Source organism: Streptomyces sp. NPDC127084, assembly GCF_042724175.1.
GTDB lineage: Bacteria > Actinomycetota > Actinomycetes > Streptomycetales > Streptomycetaceae > Streptomyces.
Map to the genome: position 1 here is coordinate 1 of NZ_JBHXFA010000092.1, position 24350 is coordinate 24350.

A 24350-nucleotide genomic window follows, 5' to 3' on the forward strand; every position below is an offset into this window, starting at 1 on the left:
CCCGGGCCGCCGCCCTTCCGCGCACTGCGACGGCCGGCCTACTTCAGGGGCACCGCCTGGCCCGAGGTGCCGACGACCTTACGGTCGCCCAGCGGCTTGTCCAGCGTGACCTTGGTGGTCACCTCCTTGGCGATCAGGATGCAGACCTTCCCCGGGTCCTTGCGGGTCTCGGTGATGCTCACCCTGACCTCGGTGCCGCTCTCCTCCGCCTTCCCCGTGTACTCGCTGCACACCCCGCCCCAGAACCGCAGCGTGAGGGTGCGGCCGTCGTCCGAGACGGCGTACGACTCGACCTGGCGCGTGTGGGTCTCCGGCTGCTGGGAGGGGCTGGCGGGCTTCGACGGTGACGTGCCCGGTCCCGGCTGCTTCAGATACTTCGGGTCCACCGCAGGGTGCGTGATCGTGAACGGTTCGGTGTCGCCTTCCGGGTCCACCTCGAACAGCCACGACGGTACGAGCGCGGGCCTGCCGTCCACGGAGTGCGTCGCGAGCCCGAAGACCGCCTTGCTGATCATCACCGGCTCCGCCGAGCCGGCGTCGGAGCCGGAGCCCGGGTGGGGCTCGCAGGGTGCGATCCCCTGGTCAGGGGCAGCGTCCGGCTTCTCCGCCGGTACGGGCGTCGCACATCCCCCGATGTTCCCGGGGGCGCCACCCCGCGATGCCTGGTTCATCCGCTCGAGGGTCTTGTCCGCGCTGAGTACCGGGTAGTCGGCGCCCTTCACGGGCTTGGCGAGCTGCCCGCTGCCACCGACCACCTGGCCGTCGGCCCCGACCTGGACCCCGGTCAGCCAGCCGTACGTCGGCAGCCCCCCGATCACCGGATCCGCGTTCACCACCCGCGTCGAGCCCATCGTCTGGGAGGCGTCCAGCTGTGCGCCGCTCTGGCCCACGGCGGTGAGTACCGGGGCGGCCGCCTTCTTCGCGGCCTCCTCGCTCACCGCCGCCTTGGCGGCGTCCGTGCTGTTCCCGGGGGTACCGCCGTCGGGGCAGGGCCTGCCCTTGAGGCAGTTGTCGCCCTTGGGCGCGGCCCCGTACCGGGCGAACGTCCAGGTGCCCGGCGCCTGCCGGCCGACCTGGAGAACCGGCCCGCTGGAGTCCTTCTCCGCGGCGATCCGCCATACGTCGCCTACGGCACGCGGGGTGCCCTCCATTCCGAGGGCGGCTGCCAGCCGGGTGACATCGGCAGCGGCGACCTCGCCCCGCGCGCGGTACACGGGGGCGCTCTCGGGCCCGTCGGGCAGCTTGCCGTTCGCGCGGTACCGGGCGCCGTTGGGGTCGGGCTCGCCCGGGGCGATCCCCGGACCTGGGCCGGTCTCCGACGGACCGTCCAGGGTCAGGGGCGGTGGCGTGCCGTCGGACGCCGGGGCGGCGGGCGAGCCGCCCGAGCCCCCGGCCGCCGTGGTCGCCCAGTACGCACCGCCACCGCCCACGAGCAGCACCGCTGCCGCGGCCACCGAGGTGACGACCAGCTGGGAACGCCGCCGGGTCGATTCGTCGGCCTCGGCGCTCTTGGTGGCCCGCTCCTTGCTGTTCACCGCATCGCTCCTTCAGTACCCGTCACACGTGCCCGTCTCAGGGGACACCCCTGTGACGGTACGAGGGGGCGTGCGGTTCCCGTACGCGCCCGGCCGGGCACCGGAACGCTCGGTCAGCGGCAGGCGGACGGCACTATTTGTCAGACACGGCCTAGTCAGCGAACGCGGGCATGGCGCTGACCAGCCGCGCGGAGGCGGCGGACACGACCACCCCGCTGATGCGCGAGTGCGGCACCGGAGCGGAAGCCGAGGCGGCGGGGGCGACGATCCAGTGCGGGGCCATCCGGGCGCTGCGGCCACGGAGCTCGGCGAGACTGATCTCGGTGTCCAGTGATTGGTGGGAGGCGAAGGTTTTGGGCATGCGGGCACGTTAAGCACGTCGGGTTGACGGAAAAAAGACCTACTATCGGGTAGTTTTCGTACTGCAAGGCGGTGCCCGGAAACGGGTAGCGTTAACTGTCAACGCCCGTCTCCCTCCAGGAGCGCCTCGCCGTGCGAATCGCAGTCACCGGCTCCATCGCCACCGACCACCTCATGACCTTCCCCGGCCGCTTCGCCGACCAGCTGGTAGCGGACCAGCTGCACACGGTCTCCCTTTCCTTCCTGGTCGACAACCTCGATGTGCGCAGGGGAGGGGTCGGCGCCAACATCTGCTTCGGGATGGGACAGCTCGGTACCCGCCCGATCCTGGTCGGTGCCGCCGGATCCGACTTCGACGAGTACCGCGCCTGGCTGGACCGGCACGGTGTGGACACCGACTCCGTGCGGATCTCCGAGGTCCTGCACACCGCGCGGTTCGTCTGCACCACCGACGCCGACCACAACCAGATCGGCTCCTTCTACACCGGCGCGATGAGCGAGGCCCGCCAGATCGAGCTGAAGTCGGTCGCCGACCGCGTCGGCGGCCTGGACCTGGTGCTGATCGGCGCCGACGACCCGGAGGCCATGCTGCGGCACACCGAGGAGTGCCGCTCCCGCGGCATCCCGTTCGCGTCGGACTTCTCCCAGCAGATCGCCCGGATGAACGGCGACGAGATCCGGATACTGCTGGACGGGGCGGCCTACCTCTTCTCCAACGAGTACGAGAAGGGGCTCATCGAGTCCAAGACCGGCTGGACGAACGAGGAGATCCTGGCCCGTGTCGGGCACCGGGTCACCACCCTCGGCTCGCGCGGTGTGCGGATCGAGCGGATCGGCGAGCCGGTCATCGAGGTCGGCTGCGCGGAGGAGGAGTCCAAGGTCGACCCGACCGGTGTGGGCGACGGCTTCCGCGCCGGCTTCCTCTCCGGTCTGTCCTGGGGGGTCGGCCTGGAGCGTGCCGCCCAGGTCGGCTGCATGCTCGCCACCCTGGTCATCGAGACCCTGGGCACCCAGGAGTACACCCTGCGCCGCGCCCACTTCATGGAGCGCTTCACCAAGGCCTACGGCCACGACGCGGCCGCCGAGGTCCAGGCCTTCCTGGCGTAGCGGTCCGGTCCCGGTAGTACGGCCCCCGGGATCCCGGGGGCCGTCGGTCGGCTCACCGCATCCGGCGCACCACGTACGCGGTGCCGCCCTCCACCGGGTGCTCGCCCGAGTACTCCTGCTCCCGCATCTCGCACCAGGCGGGGATGTCCAGGCGGGCCGCCTCGTCGTCGGAGAGCACGGTGACGGTGCCGCCCACCGGTACGTCCCCGATGACCTTGGCCAGCTCGATCACGGGGATCGGGCAACGCTTGCCGAGCGCGTCCACGATCAGCGTCCCGGCCCCGTCGCCGGAACCGGGACCCGTGTCGGCATCGGTAAGGGCGTCGGCGTCAGCGGCAGACCCGGTCGGCCCGGGCGATACCGGGGCGCCCAGGCGTCGGCGTACCCCGGCCACCACCCCCGGGAGTACCTCCAGGAAGCGGTCCACATCCGCCTCCGCCGTGCCCAGCGGCAGCGAGACCCGTACATTGCCCTCGGTCAGCACCCCCATCGCCCGCAGCACATGGCTCGGGGTGAGTGTCGAACTCGTGCACGACGAGCCGGACGATACGGAGAAACCCGCCCGGTCCAGTTCGTGCAGCACCGCCTCCCCGTCGGCGTAGAGACAGGAGAAGGTGACGAGATGGGGCAGTCGTCGCACCGGATCGCCGACCACCTCGGCATCCGGGACCAGCTCGGGGACCCTGGCCCGGATCCGGTCCACCAGGGCGCGCAGCCGGGCCGAATCGGCGTCCGCCTCGTCCCGTACGGCGCGCAGCGACGCCGCTGCGGCCACGATGGCCGGGATGTTCTCGAAACCGGGCGCCCGCCCCGACTCCCGCTCGTCCGCGGGGTCCTGGGTGGCGAACCGGACGCCTTTGCGCACCACGAGCAGCCCGACCCCCGCCGGTCCGCCCCATTTGTGCGCGCTTCCGGTCAGCAGCGACCAGTCCCCTTCGACCCGGCCCCAGGGCAGTGACTGAGCCGCGTCGACGAGCAGCGGTACGCCGGCCGCCCGGCACGCCCCGGCGACCTCGGCGACCGGCTGCACTGTGCCCACCTCGTGGTTGGCCGACTGGAGGGCGGCAACCGCGGTGTCCGTGCGCAGCGCCGCGCCGAAGTCCCCGGGCGACACCGCGCCGGTGCGCTCCACCGGCACCTCCGTGGTGTCGAAGCCCGCGGCGGTGTGCAGCACGGACGAGTGCTCCACCGCCGACACCACCAGATGCCGCCCGGTGCGCCGGCGCCCCGCCATCGCCCCGGCAAGTCCCGTATGGATGGCACGAGTACCCGAACTGGTGAAAACGAGCTCGTCCGGGCGGCACCCCACGGCGTCCGCCGCCGCCTCCCTGGCGGCGTCGAGCAGCAGCCGCGCCCGCCGCCCTTCGCGGTAGAGCCGGGCGGGATCGGCCCAGCCCTCGTCGAGTGCGGCCTGGAGGGCCTGCCGGGCCACGGGGTGCAGGGGAGCGGACGACGCGCTGTCGAAATAGGGCACGCTGCCACGCTAACGCTCCCCCTCGAAGAGAGCGTCAGAAGGCTCTACGGCGCGGGTGTTACAGGGCCGGGCACGGGCTCTGGAACGCCTCAGTCCACCCCTTCGGGTCGTCGGACGGCGCGTTGGGCACCCTCCCCGCGCGACCCCAAATAGCGTCCAGTAGGGTTTGGTCCGCATAAACATCCAAACCCCTGCCCGCGTCAGGGCCGGCGACCGACCAGCGAGACGGCCGCAGCCGGCCGCGCGGGCGAGACTCTCGGGAAGGCGCTACGTGAGTCCCAACGGCTCCGACCTCCCCCACGCCCCGGGGGGCGCGGGCGGTACCCCCACGCCGCGGCGCCCGTTGCGGCGGAAGCTGCCGCAGGTGCTGACTGCGGGCCTGATCCTGGCGACAGCCACCGGTTGCTCGTACAACTGGGAAAGCTTCCCTCGCCTCGGTATGCCCAGGCCGGTCACGGAAGAAGCTCCGCGGATCCTCTCCCTCTGGCAGGGCTCGTGGGCGGCAGCGCTCGCCGTGGGCGTGCTGGTGTGGGGTCTGATCCTGTGGAGCGTCTTCTTCCACCGGCGCAGCCGCACCAAGATCGAGGTCCCGCCGCAGACCCGGTACAACATGCCCATCGAGGCGCTGTACACCGTGGTCCCCCTCATCATCGTCTCGGTGCTCTTCTACTTCACCGCGCGCGATGAGTCGAAGCTCCTCGCTCTCTCCGACAAGCCGGCCCACACCATCAACGTGGTCGGCTACCAGTGGAGCTGGGGCTTCAACTACCTGGAGGACGTGGACGGGAACCCGGCCACCGGCGACGCGGCCGCCCAGAAGGAACTGAACGCGATTCCGGACAAGTACGCCAACGACTTCCCCAAGGGAGCCGAGGGTGTGTACGAGGCCGGAATCCCCGGCGACCGGAACCCGGAAACCGGCAACCCCGGCCCCACGCTGGTGCTGCCCGAGGGTGAGAAGGTCCGGTTCATCCTGACCTCGCGCGATGTGATCCACTCCTTCTGGGTGGTTCCGTTCCTGTTCAAGCAGGACGTCATCCCCGGTCACACCAATGTGTTCGAGGTGACCCCCACCCAGAAGGGCACCTTCATGGGCAAGTGCGCCGAGCTCTGCGGTGTCGACCACTCCCGGATGCTCTTCAACGTGAAGGTCGTCTCCCCGGAGGAGTACCGGGAGTACCTCCAGAAGCTGGCCGAGGACGGGCAGAAGGGCTTCCTCCCGTCGGGCATTGAGCAATCGACCCCGGCCCGGAATGCGGAGAAGAACCAACTGTGAGCATCCTCAACGAATCCCAGGGTGCCGCCGCGGGCGAATCGCGCGGCGACGCGTACGAGAACGAGCTCCCGGTCCGGCGCCGGCAGCCCGGCAATGTGGTGGTGAAGTGGCTGACCACCACGGACCACAAGACCATCGGCACGCTGTACCTGGCCACGTCGTTCTTCTTCTTCTGCGTCGGCGGCGTGATGGCGCTCTTCATGCGCGCCGAGCTCGCCCGCCCGGGCACGCAGATCATGTCGAACGAGCAGTTCAACCAGGCGTTCACGATGCATGGCACGATCATGCTGCTGATGTTCGCGACGCCGCTGTTCGCCGGGTTCGCCAACTGGATCATGCCGCTGCAGATCGGCGCGCCCGACGTGGCGTTCCCGCGGCTGAACATGTTCGCCTACTGGCTGTACCTCTTCGGCTCGCTCATCGCGGTGGCCGGCTTCCTCACCCCGCAGGGTGCGGCCGACTTCGGCTGGTTCGCCTACGCCCCGCTGTCGGACGCGGTCCGCTCGCCGGGTGTCGGCGCCGACATGTGGATCATGGGTCTGGCCTTCTCGGGCTTCGGTACGATCCTCGGCTCGGTCAACTTCATCACCACGATCATCTGCATGCGCGCACCCGGCATGACGATGTTCCGTATGCCGATCTTCGTCTGGAACGTGCTGCTGACCGGTGTGCTGGTCCTGCTCGCCTTCCCGGTGCTGGCCGCCGCGCTGTTCGCGCTGGAGGCGGACCGCAAGTTCGGCGCCCACATCTTCGACGCGGCCAACGGCGGCTCGCTGCTGTGGCAGCACCTCTTCTGGTTCTTCGGACACCCAGAGGTGTACATCATCGCCCTGCCGTTCTTCGGCATCGTCTCGGAGATCATCCCGGTCTTCAGCCGCAAGCCGATGTTCGGTTACATCGGCCTGGTGGCCGCGACCATCGCGATCGCCGGTCTGTCCGTGACCGTGTGGGCCCACCACATGTACGTCACCGGCGGTGTGCTGCTGCCGTTCTTCTCCTTCATGACCTTCCTGATCGCGGTACCGACCGGTGTGAAGTTCTTCAACTGGATCGGCACCATGTGGAAGGGCTCGTTGTCCTTCGAGACACCGATGCTCTGGACGATCGGCTTCCTGATCACCTTCACCTTCGGTGGTCTGACCGGTGTCATCCTGGCCTCGCCCCCGATGGACTTCCACGTCTCCGACTCGTACTTCGTCGTCGCGCACTTCCACTACGTCGTCTTCGGCACCGTGGTGTTCGCGATGTTCGCCGGATTCCACTTCTGGTGGCCGAAGTTCACCGGCAAGATGCTGGACGAGCGCCTCGGCAAGATCACCTTCTGGACGCTGTTCATCGGCTTCCACGGCACCTTCCTGGTCCAGCACTGGCTGGGCGCCGAGGGCATGCCCCGCCGGTACGCGGACTACCTGGCCGCCGACGGCTTCACTCTGCTGAACACCATCTCGACCATCGCGTCGTTCCTGCTCGGCCTGTCGATCCTGCCGTTCATCTACAACGTCTGGAAGACCGCCAAGTACGGCGAGAAGATCGAGGTGGACGACCCGTGGGGCTACGGCCGTTCGCTCGAATGGGCGACGTCCTGCCCGCCGCCGCGGCACAACTTCCTCACCCTGCCGCGGATCCGCTCCGAATCCCCGGCGTTCGATCTGCACCACCCGGAGATCGCGGCGCTCGACCAGCTCGACCACGCCGGCCACGGTGCCATCACCGCTGACAAGGAGGCCGGCAAGTGAAGATCCAGGGCAAGATGTTCATCTGGCTGAGCGTCTTCATCCTCGCCATGGCCGTCCTCTACGGCGTGTGGTCGAAGGAGCCGGCCGGTACGACGGCGCTCTTCCTGGCCTTCGGCCTGAGCATCATGATCGGCTACTACCTGGCCTTCACGGCCCGGCGAGTGGACGCCATGGCTCAGGACGACAAGGAGGCCGATGTCGCGGACGAGGCCGGTGAGGTCGGCTTCTTCTCGCCGCACAGCTGGCAGCCGCTGTCGCTGGCCATCGGTGGCGCTCTGGCCTTCCTCGCCGTCGCGATCGGCTGGTGGCTGCTGTACTTCTCGGCACCGCTGATCCTGGTCGGCGTCTGGGGCTGGGTCTTCGAGTACTACCGCGGAGAGAACCAGAACCAGTAGCCCCCGGGCTGCTCCGCATCACGCAGGGGCCCGTACCTCACCCAGTCGGGTGAGGTACGGGCCCCTCGTTTGCAGTCATCCGGCGCGCCGCGCCCGGGTGCTGTCCATAGCGTGTGCTCATGAGCGACATATCCTCTGTGCGCAATGTCACCGGATGCACGGTGCTGCTCCTGTCCCTGGGTGCCGGAATGGCCGCGTGCAGCGGTTCCGACGCCCATCCGCTTGCAGCGCGGCCCTATGACGCGGCCCGGCAGGTCGCCCTCAGCGCTCCCTCCGGCAACGCCAAGGCGGATCCGGAGAAGCCGCTCGAAGTCACCGCCAAGAGCGGTGACGCCCGGATCACCGATGTCACCGCCGTCGACACGGCCGGACGCTATCTCGCAGGTGAACTCGCGGCTGACGGCAGCAGATGGCGCTCCACGGGCCCCCTGGCGGCCGGTACGCGCTACACCGTCCGAGTGGCGACGGAGGACGCCGCAGGCGCTCCAGGGCTCCGTACCCAGACGTTTGAGACGGCGGCGGCCACGAACCGGCTGAAGGTCACCCTTGGCCCCAAGGCGGGCACCTACGGCGTCGGCCAGCCCGTCACCGTGGAGCTCAGCGCGCCCGTGAAGGACAAGGCGGCGAGGAGCGCCATAGAACGCGCCCTCACGGTGCGTTCCACGCCCGCCGTCGAGGGCGCCTGGCACTGGGTGGACGACAAGCAGCTCCACTACCGCCCGAAGGAGTACTGGCCCGCCGGCGCCACGGTCGTCGTGCAGAGCAACCTCGAGGGCGTCAAGGTGGGCAAGAAGCTCTACGGCGGCGCCGCCAAGCCGCTGACGCTGACCATAGGCGACCGAATAGAAGCGATAACCGACGCCGCCACCCACCAGATGACGGTGCTGCGCAACGGAGAAGTGATCAACACCATCCCGGTGACCACCGGCAAGCCCGGCTTCTCCACCCGCAACGGCGTCAAGGTCGTGCTCGGCAAGGAGTACTACGTCCGGATGCGCGGTACGAGCATCGGCATCCCCGAGGGCACATCCGACTCCTACGACCTGGATGTGTACTACGCCACCCGGCTCACCTGGAGCGGGGAGTACGTCCACGCCGCACCCTGGTCGGTCGGCTCCCAGGGGTACGCCAACGTCAGCCACGGCTGCACCGGGATGTCCAACGCCAACGCCCAGTGGTTCTTCAACACCGTACGCGAGGGGGACATCGTGAAGGTCGTCAACAGCCTGGGCAACACCATGGAGACCTTCGGCAACGGCTTCGGCGACTGGAACCTGTCCTGGGACAAGTGGCGGGTCGGCAGCGCCGTCCTGAACGGCACCAGGGACGGTGCCGGACCCGCGGCCACCGCCCGGCTCGCGCCCCTGGTGTAACCCCGCCCGGACAGGATCCCTCGGGATCTCCCGGACGGGATCCGGTGCCGCATCAGGCAACGTTCGCCCCGTCGCGACGCCCGGCAGGGCGACTCGCGGCGTTACCGCATCAACCGAGTAGGCCCACTACGAGGTCGATCCGGCGCTGCCTGCGGCGGGGGGACCCTACCGCCTGCGATCGCGTCCCCTCGGCCCTTGCGGGCCTGGGGAGGCCCCACCCCCTCGGCCCTTGCGGGCCTGGGGAGGCCCCATGCACCGGACGCCGCTCGTTGAGGGGCGAACCTTGCCTGACGCGGCACTAGTGGTTCGCGGCGAGCCGGGTTCGCAGCAGACTCGCCAGGGACTCGCTGAACTCCACGGGATCCACCGGAAGGGTGACGGCCGCGTCCGCGCGGCTCCAGGTGGCCAGCCAGGCGTCCTGCGGGCGTCCCATGAGGACCAGCACCGGCGGGCAGCGGAAGATCTCGTCCTTGATCTGCCGGCAGACCCCCATACCGCCCGCAGGGGCGGCCTCGCCGTCCAGCACGCAGACGTCGATACCGCCCTTCTCCAACTCCGACAGCACCGCGGGCAGCGTGGCGCACTCGATGTACTCGACCGGGGGAACATCTGCGGCCGGACGGCGTCCCGCGGCGAGCCGTACCTGTTCGCGTGTGATGGCGTTGTCGCTGTACACCAGCACCGTTGCGGTCGCCTGCATGGTTCCTCCGCTTCGTCGGGGAGATCGTCCGGCCGTGCACCGATGCGCGGATGCTACCCCCGTACGCACCACCTCAGCACCGCGAATGACAGGCTTTCGATGGGCCGTTCGGGCAGGACAAGCGGTACTGACACACCGAACAGCACCCCCCGGAGTGAGGGCTGGATAAGCGACCGACATAATGTCGGTCGTGGCGACAGCAACGACAGTAGAAACCGGGCACGCGCACCCGTCGGTCAATCGGCCGAACCTCACCAGCGTCGGAACCATCATCTGGTTGAGTTCCGAGCTGATGTTCTTCGCGGCCCTCTTCGCGATGTACTTCACCCTGCGATCTGTGATGGGTGCCGATTACTGGGCAGAGCAGGCTTCGGCCCTCAACTTCCCCTTCTCGGTCACCAACACCACGATCCTGGTGCTCTCCTCCCTCACCTGCCAGCTCGGCGTGTTCGCCGCCGAGCGCGGTGACGTGAAGAAGCTCCGCACCTGGTTCGTGATCACGTTCGTGATGGGTGCGATCTTCATCGGCGGCCAGGTGTTCGAGTACACCGAGCTGGTCAAGCACGAGGGCCTCTCGCTCTCGTCCGACCCGTACGGCTCGGTCTTCTACCTCACCACCGGCTTCCACGGTCTGCACGTGACGGGCGGTCTGATCGCCTTCCTGCTGGTACTCGGCAGGACGTACGCGGCCCGGAGATTCACCCACGAGCAGGCAACCGCCGCCATCGTCGTGTCCTACTACTGGCACTTCGTCGATGTCGTCTGGATCGGCCTCTTCGCCACGATCTACATGATCAAGTAGCCGGGTCCGTACCCGCACACATTCCAGAAGCATCGACGCAGAAGATCCTGACACCGGGGTAATCCGTGAAAAAGCTCTCCGTACGACGACGCCATCCGCTGGCGGCGGTCGTCGTCCTACTCCTCGCGCTGGCGGCCACTGGGGGGCTGTACGCCGCGTTCGCCCCGACGGACAAGGCGCAGGCTGACGAAACCGCCCAGTCCCTCGACATCGAGGAGGGGAAGAAGCTCTACGAAGTCGGCTGCGCCAGCTGCCACGGAGACGGCGGTCAGGGCACCACCGATGGTCCCTCCCTGGTCGGTGTGGGCGCCGCCGCAGTGGACTTCCAGGTCGGCACCGGCCGTATGCCCGCGCAGCAGCCGGGCGCCCAGGTGCCGCGGAAGAAGGTCATCTACACCCAGGCCGAGATCAAGGCCCTCGCCGCGTACGTCGCCTCACTCGGCGCCGGTCCGGCCATTCCGACCGAGGGTCAGTACAGCACCGAAGGCGCGAACATCGCCCGTGGTGGCGACCTGTTCCGCAACAACTGCGCCCAGTGCCACAACTTCACCGGTGAGGGCGGCGCGCTCTCCAACGGCAAGTACGCGCCCAACCTCGAAGGCGTGAGCGAGAAGCACATCTACGAGGCCATGCAGACCGGCCCGCAGAACATGCCTTCCTTCGGCGACGGCATCATGCCGGACCAGGAGAAGAAGGACATCATCGCGTACGTCAAGACCGTCAACAGTGGTGAGACGGAGGAGCCGGGCGGTCTGAGCCTGGGCAGCCTCGGCCCCGTCACCGAGGGTCTGTTCGCCTGGATCTTCGGTCTGGGCTCCCTGATCGCAGTCGCCATCTGGGTCGCGGCCCACACCGCTAAGGCCAAGAAGTCATGAGTAGCCAAGACATTCCAGAAGAGTCCCTGCCGGCTGAGCAGGGCCACGAGCGCGGTGCCGTAGCCACCACGGAGGATCCGTTCGCGGACCCCGGGCTGCCGGCGCACAGGCCGCGCATCCAGGACATCGACGAGCGGGCCGCCCGGCGGTCCGAGCGCACTGTCGCCCTGCTGTTCACGCTGTCGATGCTGGCCACCGTCGCCTTCATCGCGTCGTACGTGATCTTCCCGGTCGACAAGTTCGTCTACATCTGGCCCATCGGCCACATCAGCGCGCTGAACTTCTCGCTCGGTACCTCCCTCGGTATCGCGCTGTTCTGCATCGGCGCGGGCGCGGTCCACTGGGCCCGTACGCTGATGTCGGACGTGGAGGTCCCCGACGAGCGCCACTCGGTCGCCGCGGAGCCCGAGGTCAGGGCCAAGGTCATCGCCGACTTCAAGGCGGGCGCCGAGGAGTCCGGCTTCGGCCGGCGCAAGCTCATCCGCAACACGATGTTCGGTGCGATGGCCATGGTGCCGCTCTCCGGTGTGGTGCTGCTGCGCGACCTGGGCCCGCTGCCCGAGCTCAAGCTGCGCAAGACGCTGTGGGCCAAGGGCAAGCTGCTCATCAACATGAACACCAATGAGCCGCTGCGTCCCGAGGACATCGCCGTCGGCTCCCTGAGCTTCGCCAAGCCCGAAGGGCTCGAGGAGCACGACCACGGCTTCCAGACCGAGATCGCCAAGGCTGCCCTGATGCTCGTCCGCATCCAGCCGGAGGAGATCAAGGACAAGAAGGAACTCGACTGGTCGGTCGGCGGCATCGTGGCCTACTCGAAGATCTGCACCCACGTCGGATGCCCGATCTCCCTGTACGAGCAGCAGACGCACCATGTCCTGTGCCCGTGCCACCAGTCCACCTTCGACCTCTCCGACGGCGCCCGCGTCATCTTCGGCCCAGCCGGACACCCGCTTCCGCAGCTGCAGATCGGCGTGAATGACGAGGGCTACCTCGAGGCGCTCGGCGACTTCGAGGCACCCGTCGGCCCTGCCTTCTGGGAGCGCGGATGAGCACCAACGACGAGAACAGGCGCGAAGCCTCCAAGGGCGAGCGGATCGCCGACTGGGCGGACGGCCGGCTCGGGATCTACTCCCTGGCCAAGGCCAACATGCGCAAGATCTTCCCGGACCACTGGTCCTTCATGCTGGGCGAGGTCGCGCTCTACAGCTTCATCATCATCATCCTCACGGGTGTGTATCTGACGCTGTTCTTCCACCCGTCGATGAACGAGGTGGAGTACCACGGCCCGTACGAGCCGATGCAGGGCATCCTGATGTCGGAGGCGTACGCCTCCACCCTGAACATCAGCTTCGAGGTCCGCGGTGGTCTGCTCATCCGGCAGATCCACCACTGGGCGGCGCTGATCTTCCTCGCGGCGATGTTCGTGCACATGATGCGCGTCTTCTTCACGGGCGCGTTCCGCAAGCCGCGTGAGATCAACTGGCTGTTCGGATTCCTGCTGTTCGTCCTCGGCATGTTCACCGGTTTCACCGGTTACTCGCTGCCGGACGACCTGCTCTCCGGCACCGGTGTCCGCTTCACCCAGGGTGCGATCCTGTCCGTGCCGATCGTCGGCACGTACCTCGCGATGTTCATCTTCGGCGGCGAGTTCCCCGGCGACGACTTCGTCGCCCGGTTCTACTCGATCCACATCCTGCTGCTGCCGGGCATCATGCTCGGCCTGCTGGTGGCGCACCTGATCCTGGTCTTCTACCACAAGCACACGCAGTTCGCGGCCCCTGGACGTACCAACAAGAACGTCGTCGGCATGCCGCTGCTGCCGGTCTACATGGCCAAGGCCGGAGGCTTCTTCTTCCTGGTCTTCGGTGTGATCGCGGTGATCTCCGCCATCGCGCAGATCAACCCGATCTGGGCGATGGGCCCGTACCGGCCGGACCATGTGTCCACCGGCGCCCAGCCCGACTGGTACATGGGCTTCGCCGAGGGCCTGGTCCGCTTCATGCCGGGCTGGGAGATCAACCTCTGGGGCCACACGCTGGTCCTGGGCGTCTTCATCCCGCTGGTCCTGTTCCCGCTGGTGCTCGGTCTGATCGCGGCCTACCCGTTCATCGAGGCCTGGGTCACCGGCGACAAGCGCGAGCACCACGTCGCGGACCGGCCGCGCAACGCGCCGACCCGTACCGCGTTCGGTGTCGCCTGGATCACCGCGTACATGGTCATGCTGATCGGTGGTGGAAACGACCTCTGGGCGACCCACTTCCACCTGTCGATCAACTCGATCACCTGGTTCGTCCGGATCTTCTTCGTCGCCGGACCGATCATCGCCTTCATCATCACCAAGCGGATCTGCCTCGGCCTCCAGCGCCGCGACAAGGACAAGGTGCTGCACGGACGCGAGTCCGGCATCATCAAGCGCCTGCCGCACGGTGAGTTCGTGGAGATCCACGAGCCGCTGTCGCAGGGCGAGCGCTACAAGCTCACGGCTCACGAGCAGTACGAGCCGGTCGAGATCGGTCCGAAGGTCGACGAGAACGGTGTCGAGCGCAAGATCACGCGGTCCGAGAAGCTCCGCGCAAAGCTGAGCAAGGGCATGTTCAGTGAGGGGAACCAGATCCCCAAGGCAACCGCCGAGGAGTACCAGGAGATCACCAGCGGCCACGGCCACCACTGATCTCCGATGAGCAAGACCTGCTGATCCGCTGATCGCCACGGCAGGAGCCCCGTCCACCCGGTGGACGGGGCTCTTTGCCGTAGGCGGGGGTGGATAGGGTGGAGGCGTCCCCGTTCATACCCGTCCGTATGAACCACCCATGAGACCCAGGAGCGAGCATGAGCGCTGTGACCCCCGCTGGTGGGGGTACCTCCAGCGGAGCGAGGGGGAGCTCGACCGCGGCGGGCCGCTCGTGGCCCCGGGTACTGGACGCCCTGCTGTCCGGGCATGACCAGAGCGCCGAGGACACCGCCTGGGCGATGGACCGCATCCTGCGCGGCGAGGCCACCGACGCGCAGATCGCCGGTTTCGCGGTCGCGCTGCGGGCCAAGGGCGAGACGGTCGAGGAGATCTCCGGCCTGGTGCGCACGATGTACGCGCACGCCAGACTGATCGAGGTCCCCGGACGGACGGTGGACATCGTCGGCACCGGCGGCGACGGCGCCAGGACGGTCAATATCTCCACCATGTCCGCGATCGTGGTCGCCGGAACCGGTGCCAAGGTCGTCAAGCACGGCAACCGCGCGGCATCCAGCGCGAGCGGGGCGTCGGACGTGCTGGAGAAGCTCGGCGTCAATCTGGAGCTGACGCCGGAGCGGGTCGCCGAGGTCGCCGGGGAAGCCGGGATCACCTTCTGCTTCGCTGTGAAGTTCCACCCCGCGCTGCGCCATGTGGCCGCCGCGCGCAAGGAGCTCGGCATCCGCACGACATTCAACTTCCTGGGTCCGCTGACCAATCCCGCCCGGGTGAAGGCCCAGGCCACCGGTGTCGCGGACGCCCGGATGGCCCCGATCATGGCCGGCGTGCTCGCCGAGCGCGGTGCGAGCGCGCTGGTGTTCCGGGGTGACGACGGCCTGGACGAGCTGACCACCACAGCGACCTCCCGGGTCTGGGTGGTACGCGACGGCTCCGTGCGCGAGGAGGCCTTCGACCCCAGGGACCTGGGCATCGAACTGGTCCCGGTGGAGGCTCTGCGCGGCGCCGACGCCTCGTACAACGCCGATGTCGCCCACCGGCTGCTGGCAGGCGAGACGGGTCCGGTCCGGGACGCCGTGCTGCTGAACTCGGCGGCGGCGCTTGCCGCGCTGGACCCGGGCGCGGGCACCCTGACGGAGCAACTCAGGGACGGGATGGCCAAGGCCGCCCAGTCCATCGACTCGGGCGCGGCGAAGCGGGCCCTCGAGCGGTGGGTGGCCGCCAGCAACCGCTAGGGAAGTGACGCGAGGCGCGGTCCACAGTGCGGACCGCGCCTTGCGTGTTCCGAGACGTATGGCAGGATGCTCCTCAAGGTCATGAGTGACAGCGATGACGGCCCCGGCCCGCTGTCCGGCAACCCTCCGTCCGTGGCGGGGTGCCCCGGGTGAAGACCAGGCTGTGGGCAGCGAGGCCCACGGCAAGCGCGGACCCCTTGCCGCCCCTGGGGTCCTGGTCCTCGAGGGAGCGATTCTCGTGAGCAAGCGAATGCGGTAGGGCCTCCCGGCCCCTTCCTCCCCACCTCCGCGACGGCGCCCATCGCCGACGCGTCGAGGCAACACCCGTATGCCTGACGGCGTTTGTGCCGTCGCACGGGTGCTCCGCAGCCATTCGCCCTGTCACCCGGGAGACACCGCCATGTCCGCACGCCTGTCCACCGTCGCCACCGCGACCTCCGTCACTTCTGCTTCCGCCGCTGCTTCCGACGGCGCCTGCCGTACCGCTGCCCCGCTGCCCGTACTCGGCCGGGACGTCACCGTCCCGCTTGTGACCGGTGGCGAAGTCACGTACGCCGCACTCGACTACGCGGCCAGCGCACCCGCCCTGCAGCGGGTGTGGGACGACGTCGCCGCATACGCCCCGTACTACGGCAGCGTGCACCGCGGCGCCGGTTACCTCTCGCAGCTGTCCACCGACCTGTTCGAGAGCAGCCGGACGACGGTCCACCGGTTCCTCGGCTGCCGTGAAGCGGACCAGGTGGTCTTCACCCGTTCGACCACGGATTCGCTGAACCTGCTCGCCGCCGCCCTGCCCGCCGGCTGCCGGGTCTTCGTCTTCGAGACCGAGCACCACGCCGCGCTGCTGCCGTGGCAGGACGCCGACGTCACCTATCTGGACGCCCCGCGGACCACGGGCGAGGCCGTGCGGACCCTGGAGGCGGCGCTCGCCGACCGCGCGCCCTTCGGCCCCGCGCTGGTCTGTGTCACAGGCGCCTCCAACGTGACCGGGGAGCTGTGGCCGGTACGGGAACTCGCCGCCGCCGCACATGCCCACGGGGCCCGGATCGTGCTGGACGCCGCCCAGCTCGCTCCGCACCATCCCGTCTCCGTAAGGGACCTCGACATCGACTGGGTGGCCTTCTCGGGGCACAAGCTCTACGCGCCGTTCGGCTCGGGTGTGCTCGCGGGCCGGGCGGACTGGTTGCAGGCCGCCGAGCCGTATCTCGCCGGCGGAGGCGCGTCCCGCACGGTCGCCCGGCGCCCCGACGGTGGTGTGGACGTGGAGTGGCACACCACGGCGGCCCGCCATGAGGCCGGTTCGCCGAATGTCATCGGCGCCTACGCCATCGCCTCCGCCTGCAAGGCACTGACCGACGCCGGGTTCGACGCGCTCGTCGCGCGCGAGCGGCAGCTCACCGAGCAGCTCCGCGCCGGCCTCGCCGAGGTTCCCGAGGTCAGGGTGCTGTCACTGTTCGGTGAGGGGGCCGCCCGGGTCGGAGTGCTGTCCTTCGTGGTGGAGGGCTGGAACAGCTCGCACTTCGCCGCCGCCCTGTCCGCCGAGTACGGCATCGGCGTCCGCGACGGCCTCTTCTGCGCCCATCCGCTGGTCCGCACCCTGCTGGGCAGCGACCCGGCCGAGACCGGCGAGTGCGGAGCCCCGGACGCGGCGGCGGGGGAGCGGTCCCTGAACGCCATCCGGGTGAGCTTCGGCGCCGGCACCCCGGACGAGCACATCGAGCGGTTCCTGCGGGCCGTCAAGGAGCTGGTACGAGAAGGCGCCCGGTGGGACTACCGCACGGAGAACGGCCGCTGCGTCCCCGTCGTCTGAGTGCCGGTAGACCCCAGCGGAGAGCCGGGGCCGGTCACCGCCCCGGCCTCCGCGGGCACGGTCGAGTCCGGAAACCCGGGCTTGTCCGGGGGTGTTCGAGGGCGGGTACCCCGGCTCACTCCACGGGGGTGCGGGACCCGGAGAGCCAGGCGCCCCGTCCAGCGGAGCGCTTACGCGTCGAGGCCGATGGCGAACGCGGCCTCCAGGTCGTGCTGCGAGTACGTACGGAACGCGACATGTGTGTCCGTCGCCTCGACGCCCGGGATCTTGCTGATCCGGCCAGGGATGACATCCGCCAGATCCTCGTGCTGGGCCACCCGGACCATCGCGATCAGGTCGTACGTACCGGTGACCGAGAAGACCTCGCTGACGCTGTCAAGGCCGGCGATCGACTCGGCGATCTCAGGGATGCGGTCCACGCTGGTCTTGATGAGCACGATCGCGGTGATCACGGCTGGCTGTCTCCCTCGGTGGCCGTGGCTTGGGCTTTCACTCTAGCCCCCAGCCACAGACCGGCCCATGCGCAGCAGAAGCCGATCCCGAAGCCCACCAGATGGGCCAGATAGGCGACGCCCGGGCCGGATGAGGTGTCCTGCGCCTCCGCCAGCCATTGCAGGGCGAACCAGAACAGCAGCACGATCCACGCGGGAAACCGCAACGGCAGAAAGAAGAGGAACGGGAAGAGACTGGTCACCCGTGCCTTGGGGAAGAGGCACAGGAATGCCCCCAGCACCCCCGAGATCGCCCCTGAGCCGCCCACGAGCGTTTGCGAGGATTCCGCGTTCGCCACGGCGTAGGCGAGGAGCGCGAGATATCCGCAGCCGACATAGAAGAGCGCGTACCGCACCCGCCCCATCCGCTCCTCGGTCATCGCGCCGAAGACGAACAGGAACAGCATGTTTCCGAGCAGATGCAGCCAGCTGCCGTGGACGAACAGCGCGGTCAGCGGGGTGAGCAGGGCGCGCGCGGAGCCGCGCAGCAGTTCGCTCGGGATGACGCCCCAGCGTTCGAAGTATCTGGTGGTGCCGGCGAGCAGGGTGTCCCCGGTACCGAACCCGGGGTTGAGCCCGGAGACCGGGCCGATGACGAACACCAGGCAGCACAGCCCGATCACCCCGTACGTCACCACGGGGCCGCTCAAGCCCCTCTGGGCCCCCGTGCGGGTCGCTGACTGCCGCTCCGTCATGCGTCTGAGCATGGCCTACCGGGGCCGTGGGCCGAGGGCCGCCTCGCCGTGTCACGGCGGGCCCTGAGGTCGTAGGGTTACAGGGAGTGTGCGCGATGCGACGGGAACGGGACGAAGACCGGCGTCGGGGGAGTGGTGTGCGGTGGTCAGTGAGACCATCGAGTCGTTCCGGTGCCTTGAGGGATGCCGTGGAACGAAGCGAGTGATCGAGTGATCGACTGGCCGACTGAGTGGCCGGGCGCGGATTCCTGAGATGAGCGCCCGGAACGCACGGAGACATTAGGGGTGACGGATCGTGGAGCGGCCTGACAGCGGCGGGGAGCCGGCCGGTGCGGCCGGCGGCGCCGTGGAGGGGCTGGACCGTCCGCTGCCCGAGGGCGTGCGGCGCCGGGTGGTCGCCCTGGTCTCGGACGCGTTCGGCGGGCTGACGATCGGCGACCTGCCCGCCCAGCTGCGGCAGTACGCCCGGTTCACCCCGTCCCGTCGCGCCAAGTTCGCGGGCAACGCGATGGCCGCGGCCCTCGATGGCGACCCGGTGTTCCGCCAGCGCATCGGCGAGCGGCTGCGCGAGACGCAGCCGGAGTTGGCCGGGGCGCTCGAAGCGGGCGCGCCGCCCGCCGCCGCCGATCCGGTGGACGTGGCCGCCGCCGCGTATGTGCTGCGCCCCTCCGGATGGGTGAAGCTGGTCGCCGCCGCGGGTGAGGAGGCCCAGCGCGCGGAGGCCGAGCGTGCCGACGAAGAGTCACGGCAGGAGTTGGAGCGGCTGCGCGAGGAGGTCGAGCGAGTCAGGGCCCACTCCAGGGCTGAGGCCGATCGGCTGCGGTCCGAGCTGGAAGCCGCCCGCAAGGAGGCCGAGTCACTGCACCGAAAGCTGCGCAGCGCCCAGAGCGATGTGAAGCGCGGTGAGGCGGCGCTGCGCCGTGCCGCCGCCGACGCCGAGGCGGCGAAGGCGGAGGCCCACGCCCAGGTGTCGGCCGCCGAGAGCGAGGCCCGGCGGCTCAAGGCACGGCTCGGGGAGGCCGAGTCGGCCGTGGAGTCGAGCCGCCGAGCGGCCAGGGAAGGGCGTTCCCTGGAGGACATGCGGGTGCGGCTGCTGCTGGACACCGTGCTGGACGCGGCTCAGGGCTTGCGGCGGGAACTGGCTCTGCCACCTGCCTCGCTGCATCCCGCCGACACGGTCGACGCGGTCGAGCCGGGCCGGATGTCCCCGAAGGACATCGCCGCGCGGGCGCTCTCCGAGACCGACCCGGCGCTGCTCGACCAGCTGCTCGCGCTGCCCCAGGTCCATCTGGTGGTGGACGGCTACAACGTCACCAAGACCGGTTATCCGACGATGCCGCTGGAGAAGCAGCGGCTGCGGCTGCTCGGCGGGCTGGCGATGCTGGCCGCGCAGACCGGTGCGGAGATGACCTGTGTCTTCGACGGCGCCGAGCTGGCGGCACCGGTGCTGCTCGCGCCCCCGCGCGGGGTGCGGGTGCTGTTCTCCAAGCCCGGGGTGACGGCTGACGAGCTCATCCGGCAGCTCGTACGGGCGGAGCCGCCGGGCCGGCCCGTGGTCGTGGTCTCCACCGACCGCGAGGTCGCCGACGGTGTCGCCAAGGTGGGAGCGCGCCCGGTGGCGTCGGCCATGCTGCTCAAGCGCCTTTCGCGCGTCTAGAACGTAGTTGAGCGGCTCGCCCTGCTCGTAACTCATGTGCGTTATGCCCGATTTCGCGGGACGTACGGTCAACTCACCACTACTACGTGTGTGGTGAGTGTAAAAAATGACTCGCGGGAGGTAGTTTTTTCTCATGAGGATTTGAACTGATCACGGAGAGGTCACTAGGGTCAGGCCTCGAACCTTCGCGCGGTTGATCATCCATCCGGGATGGCAGTGAAGGAACCGCCAATTCCGTGCAGTTCGTCCCTTTTGGGTCGCGACTGCGTGGAGCCGGGGATCGGCCCCCACTGCCCGGCAGGCGGCTCTAGGAAGAAGGAGCTCGCCTTCGTGGCGTCCCACCGTCGACCCAAGCAGCCCAGCCGCGCTCGTGTGTCCGTGCTCACCGCGACCGCCGCGGCAGCCGTAGCCCTGACCTCCCAGGCCGCTCAGGCCGCCCCGGCCAAGCCCAGCAAGGACGAGGTCAAGGCAAAGGTCGACGCCCTGTACCACGAGGCCGAGAAGGCCACCGAGGAGTACAACGGGGCCAAGGAGCAGCAGACCAAGCTCCAGAAGCAGGTCGACGCGATCCAGGACCAGGTGGCACGCGGTCAGGACGAGGTCAACGAGCTGCGGGGCAAGCTCGGTTCGGTGGCCAGCGCGCAGTACCGCTCCGGCGGTGTCGACCCCGCCCTCCAGCTCTTCCTCTCCTCCGACCCGGACACCTACCTCGAGAAGGCGTCCGCGATCGACCAGCTCGGGGCAAAGCAGACCCAGGCGCTGGAGGAGATCCAGGCCAAGCAGCGCACCCTGGCGCAGCAGCGGGCCGAGGCGGCCAAGAAGCTCGGCGACCTCGAGGACATACGCAAGACGCTCGGCGAGAAGAAGAAGTCCTTCCAGGCCAAGCTCGCCGACGCGCGTGAACTGCTCAACACCCTCACGGCGGCCGAGCGGGCGAAGCTCCAGGAAGAGGAGCAGCGTGCCAGCCGCGCTGCCGGCGAGCGCGTGGACCTCGGCAACGAGGTGCCCGCGTCGCAGCGCGGAGGTGCCGCGCTGAGCGCCGCCGCCACCCAGATCGGCAAGCCCTACTTCTCCGGTGCCGAGGGCCCCAACTCGTACGACTGCTCCGGTCTGACGCAGTGGGCGTACCGCCAGGCGGGCGTGAGTATCTCGCGCACCACCTACACCCAGCAGAACGACGGCGTGAAGATCGGCCGCAGCCAGCTCAAGCCGGGCGACCTGGTCTTCTTCAACAGCCTTTCCCACGTGGGCCTGTACGCGGGCAACAACCAGATCCTGCACGCCCCGAAGCCGGGTGCCTACGTCCGCTACGAGTCGATGGACTACATGGGCACCTTCCAGTTCGGCGTCCGGATCTGAACCGCCGGACCTGAAGCCGTTCACATTCCGCAGCGCCCGATCGGGCGAATCGCGGGACGGTCGGCTGACAGTGGCCCCGCCGGTGACCTCGTGGTCTACGGCGGGGCGTCGCTATTCGCCCTTTGTGAGGCTTTTGGCGCCGCGTGACCGCGCGGCTACTCTCTGCCGCGCGGCGGCCACCGGGCCGCCCGTCCAGCGGAAGGGAGTGCGGCTCCTGTGGCGTCCCATCGCCGAACCACCCCGTCGTCGGGGCTCTCCGGTTTGCCCCGCGGTGCGCGGGGCACCCTGCTGTCGGCCGCGGCGGCCACCGCGGCCGCCGCGTTCGGTGCGACTGCGGCCGGGGCCGAACCGCACGGCACCCCCGCCGCCCCGGCCCAGGCGCAGGCCGCCCCCACCCGTGCGCAGGTCGACCGGCTGTACGAGCAGGCGGAGCGGGCAACGGAGGCTTACAACGCGGCCGGTGAACGCGTGGCCCGGCTGCGCACCGAGGTGTCCGCGATGCGCGACCGCGCGGCCCGCGGCCAGGAGCGCGTCAACACGATGCGCGGGGCGCTCGGCGCCGTCGCGGGGGCTCAGTACCGCTCGGGAGGTATCGATCCGGCCCTGGCGCTGCTGCTCTCGGACGATCCCGACTCGTATCTCGGCAAGGCGGAGCTGCTCGGCCGGATCGGCGACCGCCAGACCGCCGCACTGCGCGATCTGCGCCACGCCCAGCACACGCTGGCGCGTGAACGCGCCGAAGCCAGGCGCAAGCTGGTGGAGCTGGAGGAGGACCGGGTCGCCGTCGCGCGCCACAAGCGCACCGTCGAGGCAAAGCTGGCCGAGGCACGGCGGATGCTGAGCGCCCTTCCGTCCGCCGAGCGCGACGCCTACGGCCGCGCCTCCCGCTCGGGACGGGCCGGGCTGCCGCCGGTCCTGCCGGCCGGCCCCGCGTCCTCACGCGCAGCCGCCGCCGTCACGGCGGTGAAGAGCGCGCTCGGCAGGCCGTACGTCTGGGGGGCCAGCGGCCCGGACGGTTTCGACTGCTCGGGGCTTATGCAGTGGTCGTACGCACAGGCGGGCGTCGGTCTGCCGCGTACGTCCCAGGCGCAGCGCACCGCCGGACGACAGGTGCCCCTGTCGGAGGCGCTGCCCGGTGACCTGGTGACCTATCGCTCCGACGCCAGCCATGTGGCGATGTACGTCGGCAACGGTCAGGTGGTCCACGCGCCCTACCCCGGCGCGGCGGTGCGCTACGACCCGGTGGGCATGATGCCGATCGCCTCCGTCACCCGTCCCTGACCGGCCGTCCCCGTACTATCGACCGGGTGGCTGATCAGGGCTCTCCCGGACGCGGGACCGTATGGCGGCGGCGGGCGTGGGCGCTCGTCGCCACCGGGGTGCTGCTGGCCGCAGGCGGCTGCGCCGAGCCGGCGCCGGACACCACATCCCGGGAGATCCAGCGCACCCTGGACAGTCGCGCGACCGCGGTGCTGCGCCACGACGAGGCGGGCTACCTCGCCGCGCTGGACGGCGAACTGCGCGCGTCGGGCCGCGAGGAGTTCGCCAACCTCGCGGATGTGCCGCTGCGGTCGTGGGAGTACCGGCTGACCGGGGTACGCCGCTCCGGAGACCGGGCCACGGCCGACGCCGACCTGCGCTACCGGCTCGACGGGTACGACAGCGCTCCCGTGACCACCGCCCGCACCCTCGAACTCGCCGTGCGCGACGGCCGCTGGTACGTCACAGCCGACCGCGCGGGGCGGGGCGGGGCCCAGCAGCTGTGGCAGCAGGGCGACGTCCAGGTGGTACGCGGCACCCGCAGCCTGGTCCTCGGTACCGGCCGCGACCTCGCCCGGCTGCGCCGGATCGCGGCGGACGCCGACCGCGCGGTCCCCCAGGTGTCTGCCGCCTGGCCGGGGCGCTGGGCGGGCCGGGTGGTCGTCCTGGTGCCGGACTCCCTGGAGGCCATGGGTCGACTGCTGGGCGCGCCCGCGGCGGGCTACCGGGGCATAGCGGCGGTCACCACGGGTCGCGGTGAGCGGGTGATCGTCAACCCGGAGGCGTACGACACACTGAGCGCGTTCGGCCGCGGGCTCGTCCTCACCCACGAGACCACCCATGTCGCCACCCGCGCGGACACCTCGTCGGCCACACCGATGTGGCTCTCGGAGGGCCTCGCCGACTGGACCGCCTACCGGGCCGCCCCCCGCCCGCCCGCCGAGGCGGCCCCCGCCCTGCACCGCGCGGTTCGCACCGGCGAGGTCCCCGCTGCGCTCCCCACCGACGCCGACTTCCGCTTCGGCGCGGACGCGGAGGTGCTGGGCCGCGCGTACGAGGGCGCCTGGCTCGCCTGCGAGCTGATCGCCGAGCGCTACGGCGAGGCGGCCCTCGTGGATCTCTACCGCGCGGTGCCCCGCGAGGGCCTGGACGAGGCCCTACGCGAGGTCCTGGGCGCCTCGCGAGCCGCCTTCACCGCGGAGTGGCGCGCGTACCTCCGCCACCGCCTGCTCCCCTCCCGATGAGGACCTGGGTTACTCGGGGTGCCCGCACCCCGTGGTGCCCCCGTTGTACGGGGCGCGGGGTGTCGCGGTGTACCCCACCCTGTAGCGGTAGCCCCCGACATCCCAGCCTGGCCGGTGTTTGAGGCCGGACACTCCGGCCCACTGTGCGGGGTGGGGGTGCACCGCGAGACCCGGCGCCCCGGGTGCGGGTAGCCTCCGACATCCCAGCCTGGCCGGTGTTTGAGGCCGGACACTCCGGCCCACTGTGCGGGGTGGGGGTGCACCGCGAGACCCGGCGCCC

The 24350-nt window shown here is 69.8% G+C and carries 21 protein-coding genes and 1 riboswitch; of the genes, 15 read left to right on the plus strand and 6 right to left on the minus strand.

All coding sequences use genetic code 11. The features are described from left to right. Nucleotides 1-38 precede the first annotated feature (38 nt). The gene (locus ACFWI9_RS21200) at nucleotides 39-1535 is read right to left on the minus strand and encodes a hypothetical protein (RefSeq protein ID WP_387164151.1); all 1497 of its coding nucleotides are present in this window, start codon (nucleotides 1533-1535) and stop codon (nucleotides 39-41) included. Nucleotides 1536-1686: 151 nt separating this feature from the next. Next, entirely contained in the window at nucleotides 1687-1896 is a 210-nt protein-coding gene (locus ACFWI9_RS21205) for a hypothetical protein (RefSeq protein ID WP_387164152.1), read from the minus strand. A gap of 131 nt (nucleotides 1897-2027) precedes the next feature. Here ACFWI9_RS21205 and ACFWI9_RS21210 point away from each other — a divergent pair, with 131 nt between their 5' ends. Beyond that, nucleotides 2028-3002, plus strand: coding sequence for a carbohydrate kinase family protein (locus ACFWI9_RS21210; protein WP_387164154.1), 975 nt, complete (start codon nucleotides 2028-2030; stop codon nucleotides 3000-3002). Between the two features lie 52 nt (nucleotides 3003-3054). Here the strand turns inward: ACFWI9_RS21210 and ACFWI9_RS21215 are convergent, their stop codons facing one another. Further along, complete coding sequence (locus ACFWI9_RS21215) at nucleotides 3055-4476, minus strand: cysteine desulfurase/sulfurtransferase TusA family protein (RefSeq protein WP_387164155.1); 1422 nt, start codon at nucleotides 4474-4476, stop codon at nucleotides 3055-3057. A gap of 271 nt (nucleotides 4477-4747) precedes the next feature. Between ACFWI9_RS21215 and coxB the strand changes: the two genes are divergently transcribed. The 4 genes from coxB (at nucleotide 4748) to ACFWI9_RS21235 (ending at nucleotide 9256) form a co-directional block, all read left to right on the plus strand. Further along, entirely contained in the window at nucleotides 4748-5752 is a 1005-nt protein-coding gene (coxB, locus tag ACFWI9_RS21220; protein ID WP_387164157.1) for a cytochrome c oxidase subunit II, read from the plus strand. Beyond that, nucleotides 5749-7488, plus strand: a complete 1740-nt coding sequence (gene ctaD / locus ACFWI9_RS21225) for a cytochrome c oxidase subunit I (RefSeq protein ID WP_387164159.1) — start codon at nucleotides 5749-5751, stop codon at nucleotides 7486-7488. Before coxB ends, ctaD begins: the two co-directional genes overlap by 4 nt. Further along, nucleotides 7485-7883: a cytochrome c oxidase subunit 4 gene (locus ACFWI9_RS21230; RefSeq protein WP_387164161.1), complete on the plus strand. Its 399-nt coding sequence runs from the start codon at nucleotides 7485-7487 to the stop codon at nucleotides 7881-7883. The genes ctaD and ACFWI9_RS21230 overlap by 4 nt, the downstream gene beginning before the upstream one ends. Before the next feature lie 119 nt (nucleotides 7884-8002). Next, nucleotides 8003-9256: an Ig-like domain-containing protein gene (locus tag ACFWI9_RS21235; protein ID WP_387164163.1), complete on the plus strand. Its 1254-nt coding sequence runs from the start codon at nucleotides 8003-8005 to the stop codon at nucleotides 9254-9256. Nucleotides 9257-9554: 298 nt separating this feature from the next. On the opposite strand, the gene ACFWI9_RS21240 is transcribed toward ACFWI9_RS21235, so the two are convergent. Then, a complete protein-coding gene (locus ACFWI9_RS21240) occupies nucleotides 9555-9956 on the minus strand; it encodes a hypothetical protein (RefSeq protein WP_387164165.1) in 402 nt (133 codons plus the stop codon). A 181-nt stretch (nucleotides 9957-10137) separates the two neighbouring features. On the opposite strand from ACFWI9_RS21240, the gene ACFWI9_RS21245 reads away from it, so the two are divergent. From ACFWI9_RS21245 to ACFWI9_RS21270, 6 genes are all read left to right on the plus strand, one after another. Further along, entirely contained in the window at nucleotides 10138-10758 is a 621-nt protein-coding gene (locus ACFWI9_RS21245) for a heme-copper oxidase subunit III (RefSeq protein WP_387164166.1), read from the plus strand. 65 nt (nucleotides 10759-10823) lie between these two features. Continuing rightward, nucleotides 10824-11633, plus strand: a complete 810-nt coding sequence (locus tag ACFWI9_RS21250; protein WP_387164167.1) for a c-type cytochrome — start codon at nucleotides 10824-10826, stop codon at nucleotides 11631-11633. Then, nucleotides 11630-12682, plus strand: coding sequence for a Rieske 2Fe-2S domain-containing protein (locus ACFWI9_RS21255; protein WP_387164168.1), 1053 nt, complete (start codon nucleotides 11630-11632; stop codon nucleotides 12680-12682). The genes ACFWI9_RS21250 and ACFWI9_RS21255 overlap by 4 nt, the downstream gene beginning before the upstream one ends. After that, the gene (locus ACFWI9_RS21260) at nucleotides 12679-14304 is read left to right on the plus strand and encodes a cytochrome bc complex cytochrome b subunit (protein WP_387164170.1); all 1626 of its coding nucleotides are present in this window, start codon (nucleotides 12679-12681) and stop codon (nucleotides 14302-14304) included. Before ACFWI9_RS21255 ends, ACFWI9_RS21260 begins: the two co-directional genes overlap by 4 nt. Nucleotides 14305-14462: 158 nt before the next feature. After that, nucleotides 14463-15554: an anthranilate phosphoribosyltransferase gene (gene trpD / locus ACFWI9_RS21265; RefSeq protein ID WP_387164172.1), complete on the plus strand. Its 1092-nt coding sequence runs from the start codon at nucleotides 14463-14465 to the stop codon at nucleotides 15552-15554. Nucleotides 15555-15631: 77 nt separating this feature from the next. Next, nucleotides 15632-15749: riboswitch (SAM riboswitch) on the plus strand. 205 nt (nucleotides 15750-15954) lie between these two features. After that, a complete protein-coding gene (locus ACFWI9_RS21270) occupies nucleotides 15955-17364 on the plus strand; it encodes an aminotransferase class V-fold PLP-dependent enzyme (protein WP_387164174.1) in 1410 nt (469 codons plus the stop codon). A gap of 170 nt (nucleotides 17365-17534) precedes the next feature. Here the strand turns inward: ACFWI9_RS21270 and ACFWI9_RS21275 are convergent, their stop codons facing one another. Both ACFWI9_RS21275 and ACFWI9_RS21280 read right to left on the minus strand, forming a co-directional pair. Then, a complete protein-coding gene (locus tag ACFWI9_RS21275) occupies nucleotides 17535-17816 on the minus strand; it encodes an Lrp/AsnC ligand binding domain-containing protein (protein ID WP_338676219.1) in 282 nt (93 codons plus the stop codon). Then, nucleotides 17813-18550 (minus strand): rhomboid family intramembrane serine protease, encoded by a 738-nt coding sequence (locus ACFWI9_RS21280; RefSeq protein ID WP_387164175.1) that lies wholly within the window; start codon nucleotides 18548-18550, stop codon nucleotides 17813-17815. Before ACFWI9_RS21280 ends, ACFWI9_RS21275 begins: the two co-directional genes overlap by 4 nt. A 295-nt stretch (nucleotides 18551-18845) precedes the next feature. Here ACFWI9_RS21280 and ACFWI9_RS21285 point away from each other — a divergent pair, with 295 nt between their 5' ends. From ACFWI9_RS21285 to ACFWI9_RS21300, 4 genes are all read left to right on the plus strand, one after another. After that, the gene (locus ACFWI9_RS21285; RefSeq protein ID WP_387164177.1) at nucleotides 18846-20207 is read left to right on the plus strand and encodes an NYN domain-containing protein; all 1362 of its coding nucleotides are present in this window, start codon (nucleotides 18846-18848) and stop codon (nucleotides 20205-20207) included. Between the two features lie 330 nt (nucleotides 20208-20537). Continuing rightward, the gene (locus ACFWI9_RS21290) at nucleotides 20538-21566 is read left to right on the plus strand and encodes an NlpC/P60 family protein (RefSeq protein WP_387164179.1); all 1029 of its coding nucleotides are present in this window, start codon (nucleotides 20538-20540) and stop codon (nucleotides 21564-21566) included. Nucleotides 21567-21782: 216 nt separating this feature from the next. After that, nucleotides 21783-22847, plus strand: a complete 1065-nt coding sequence (locus ACFWI9_RS21295; protein WP_387164181.1) for an NlpC/P60 family protein — start codon at nucleotides 21783-21785, stop codon at nucleotides 22845-22847. Between the two features lie 26 nt (nucleotides 22848-22873). After that, on the plus strand, nucleotides 22874-24070 hold the full coding sequence (locus tag ACFWI9_RS21300; RefSeq protein ID WP_387164183.1) for a hypothetical protein: 1197 nt from the start codon (nucleotides 22874-22876) through the stop codon (nucleotides 24068-24070). The last annotated feature ends 280 nt before the right edge of the window (nucleotides 24071-24350 follow it).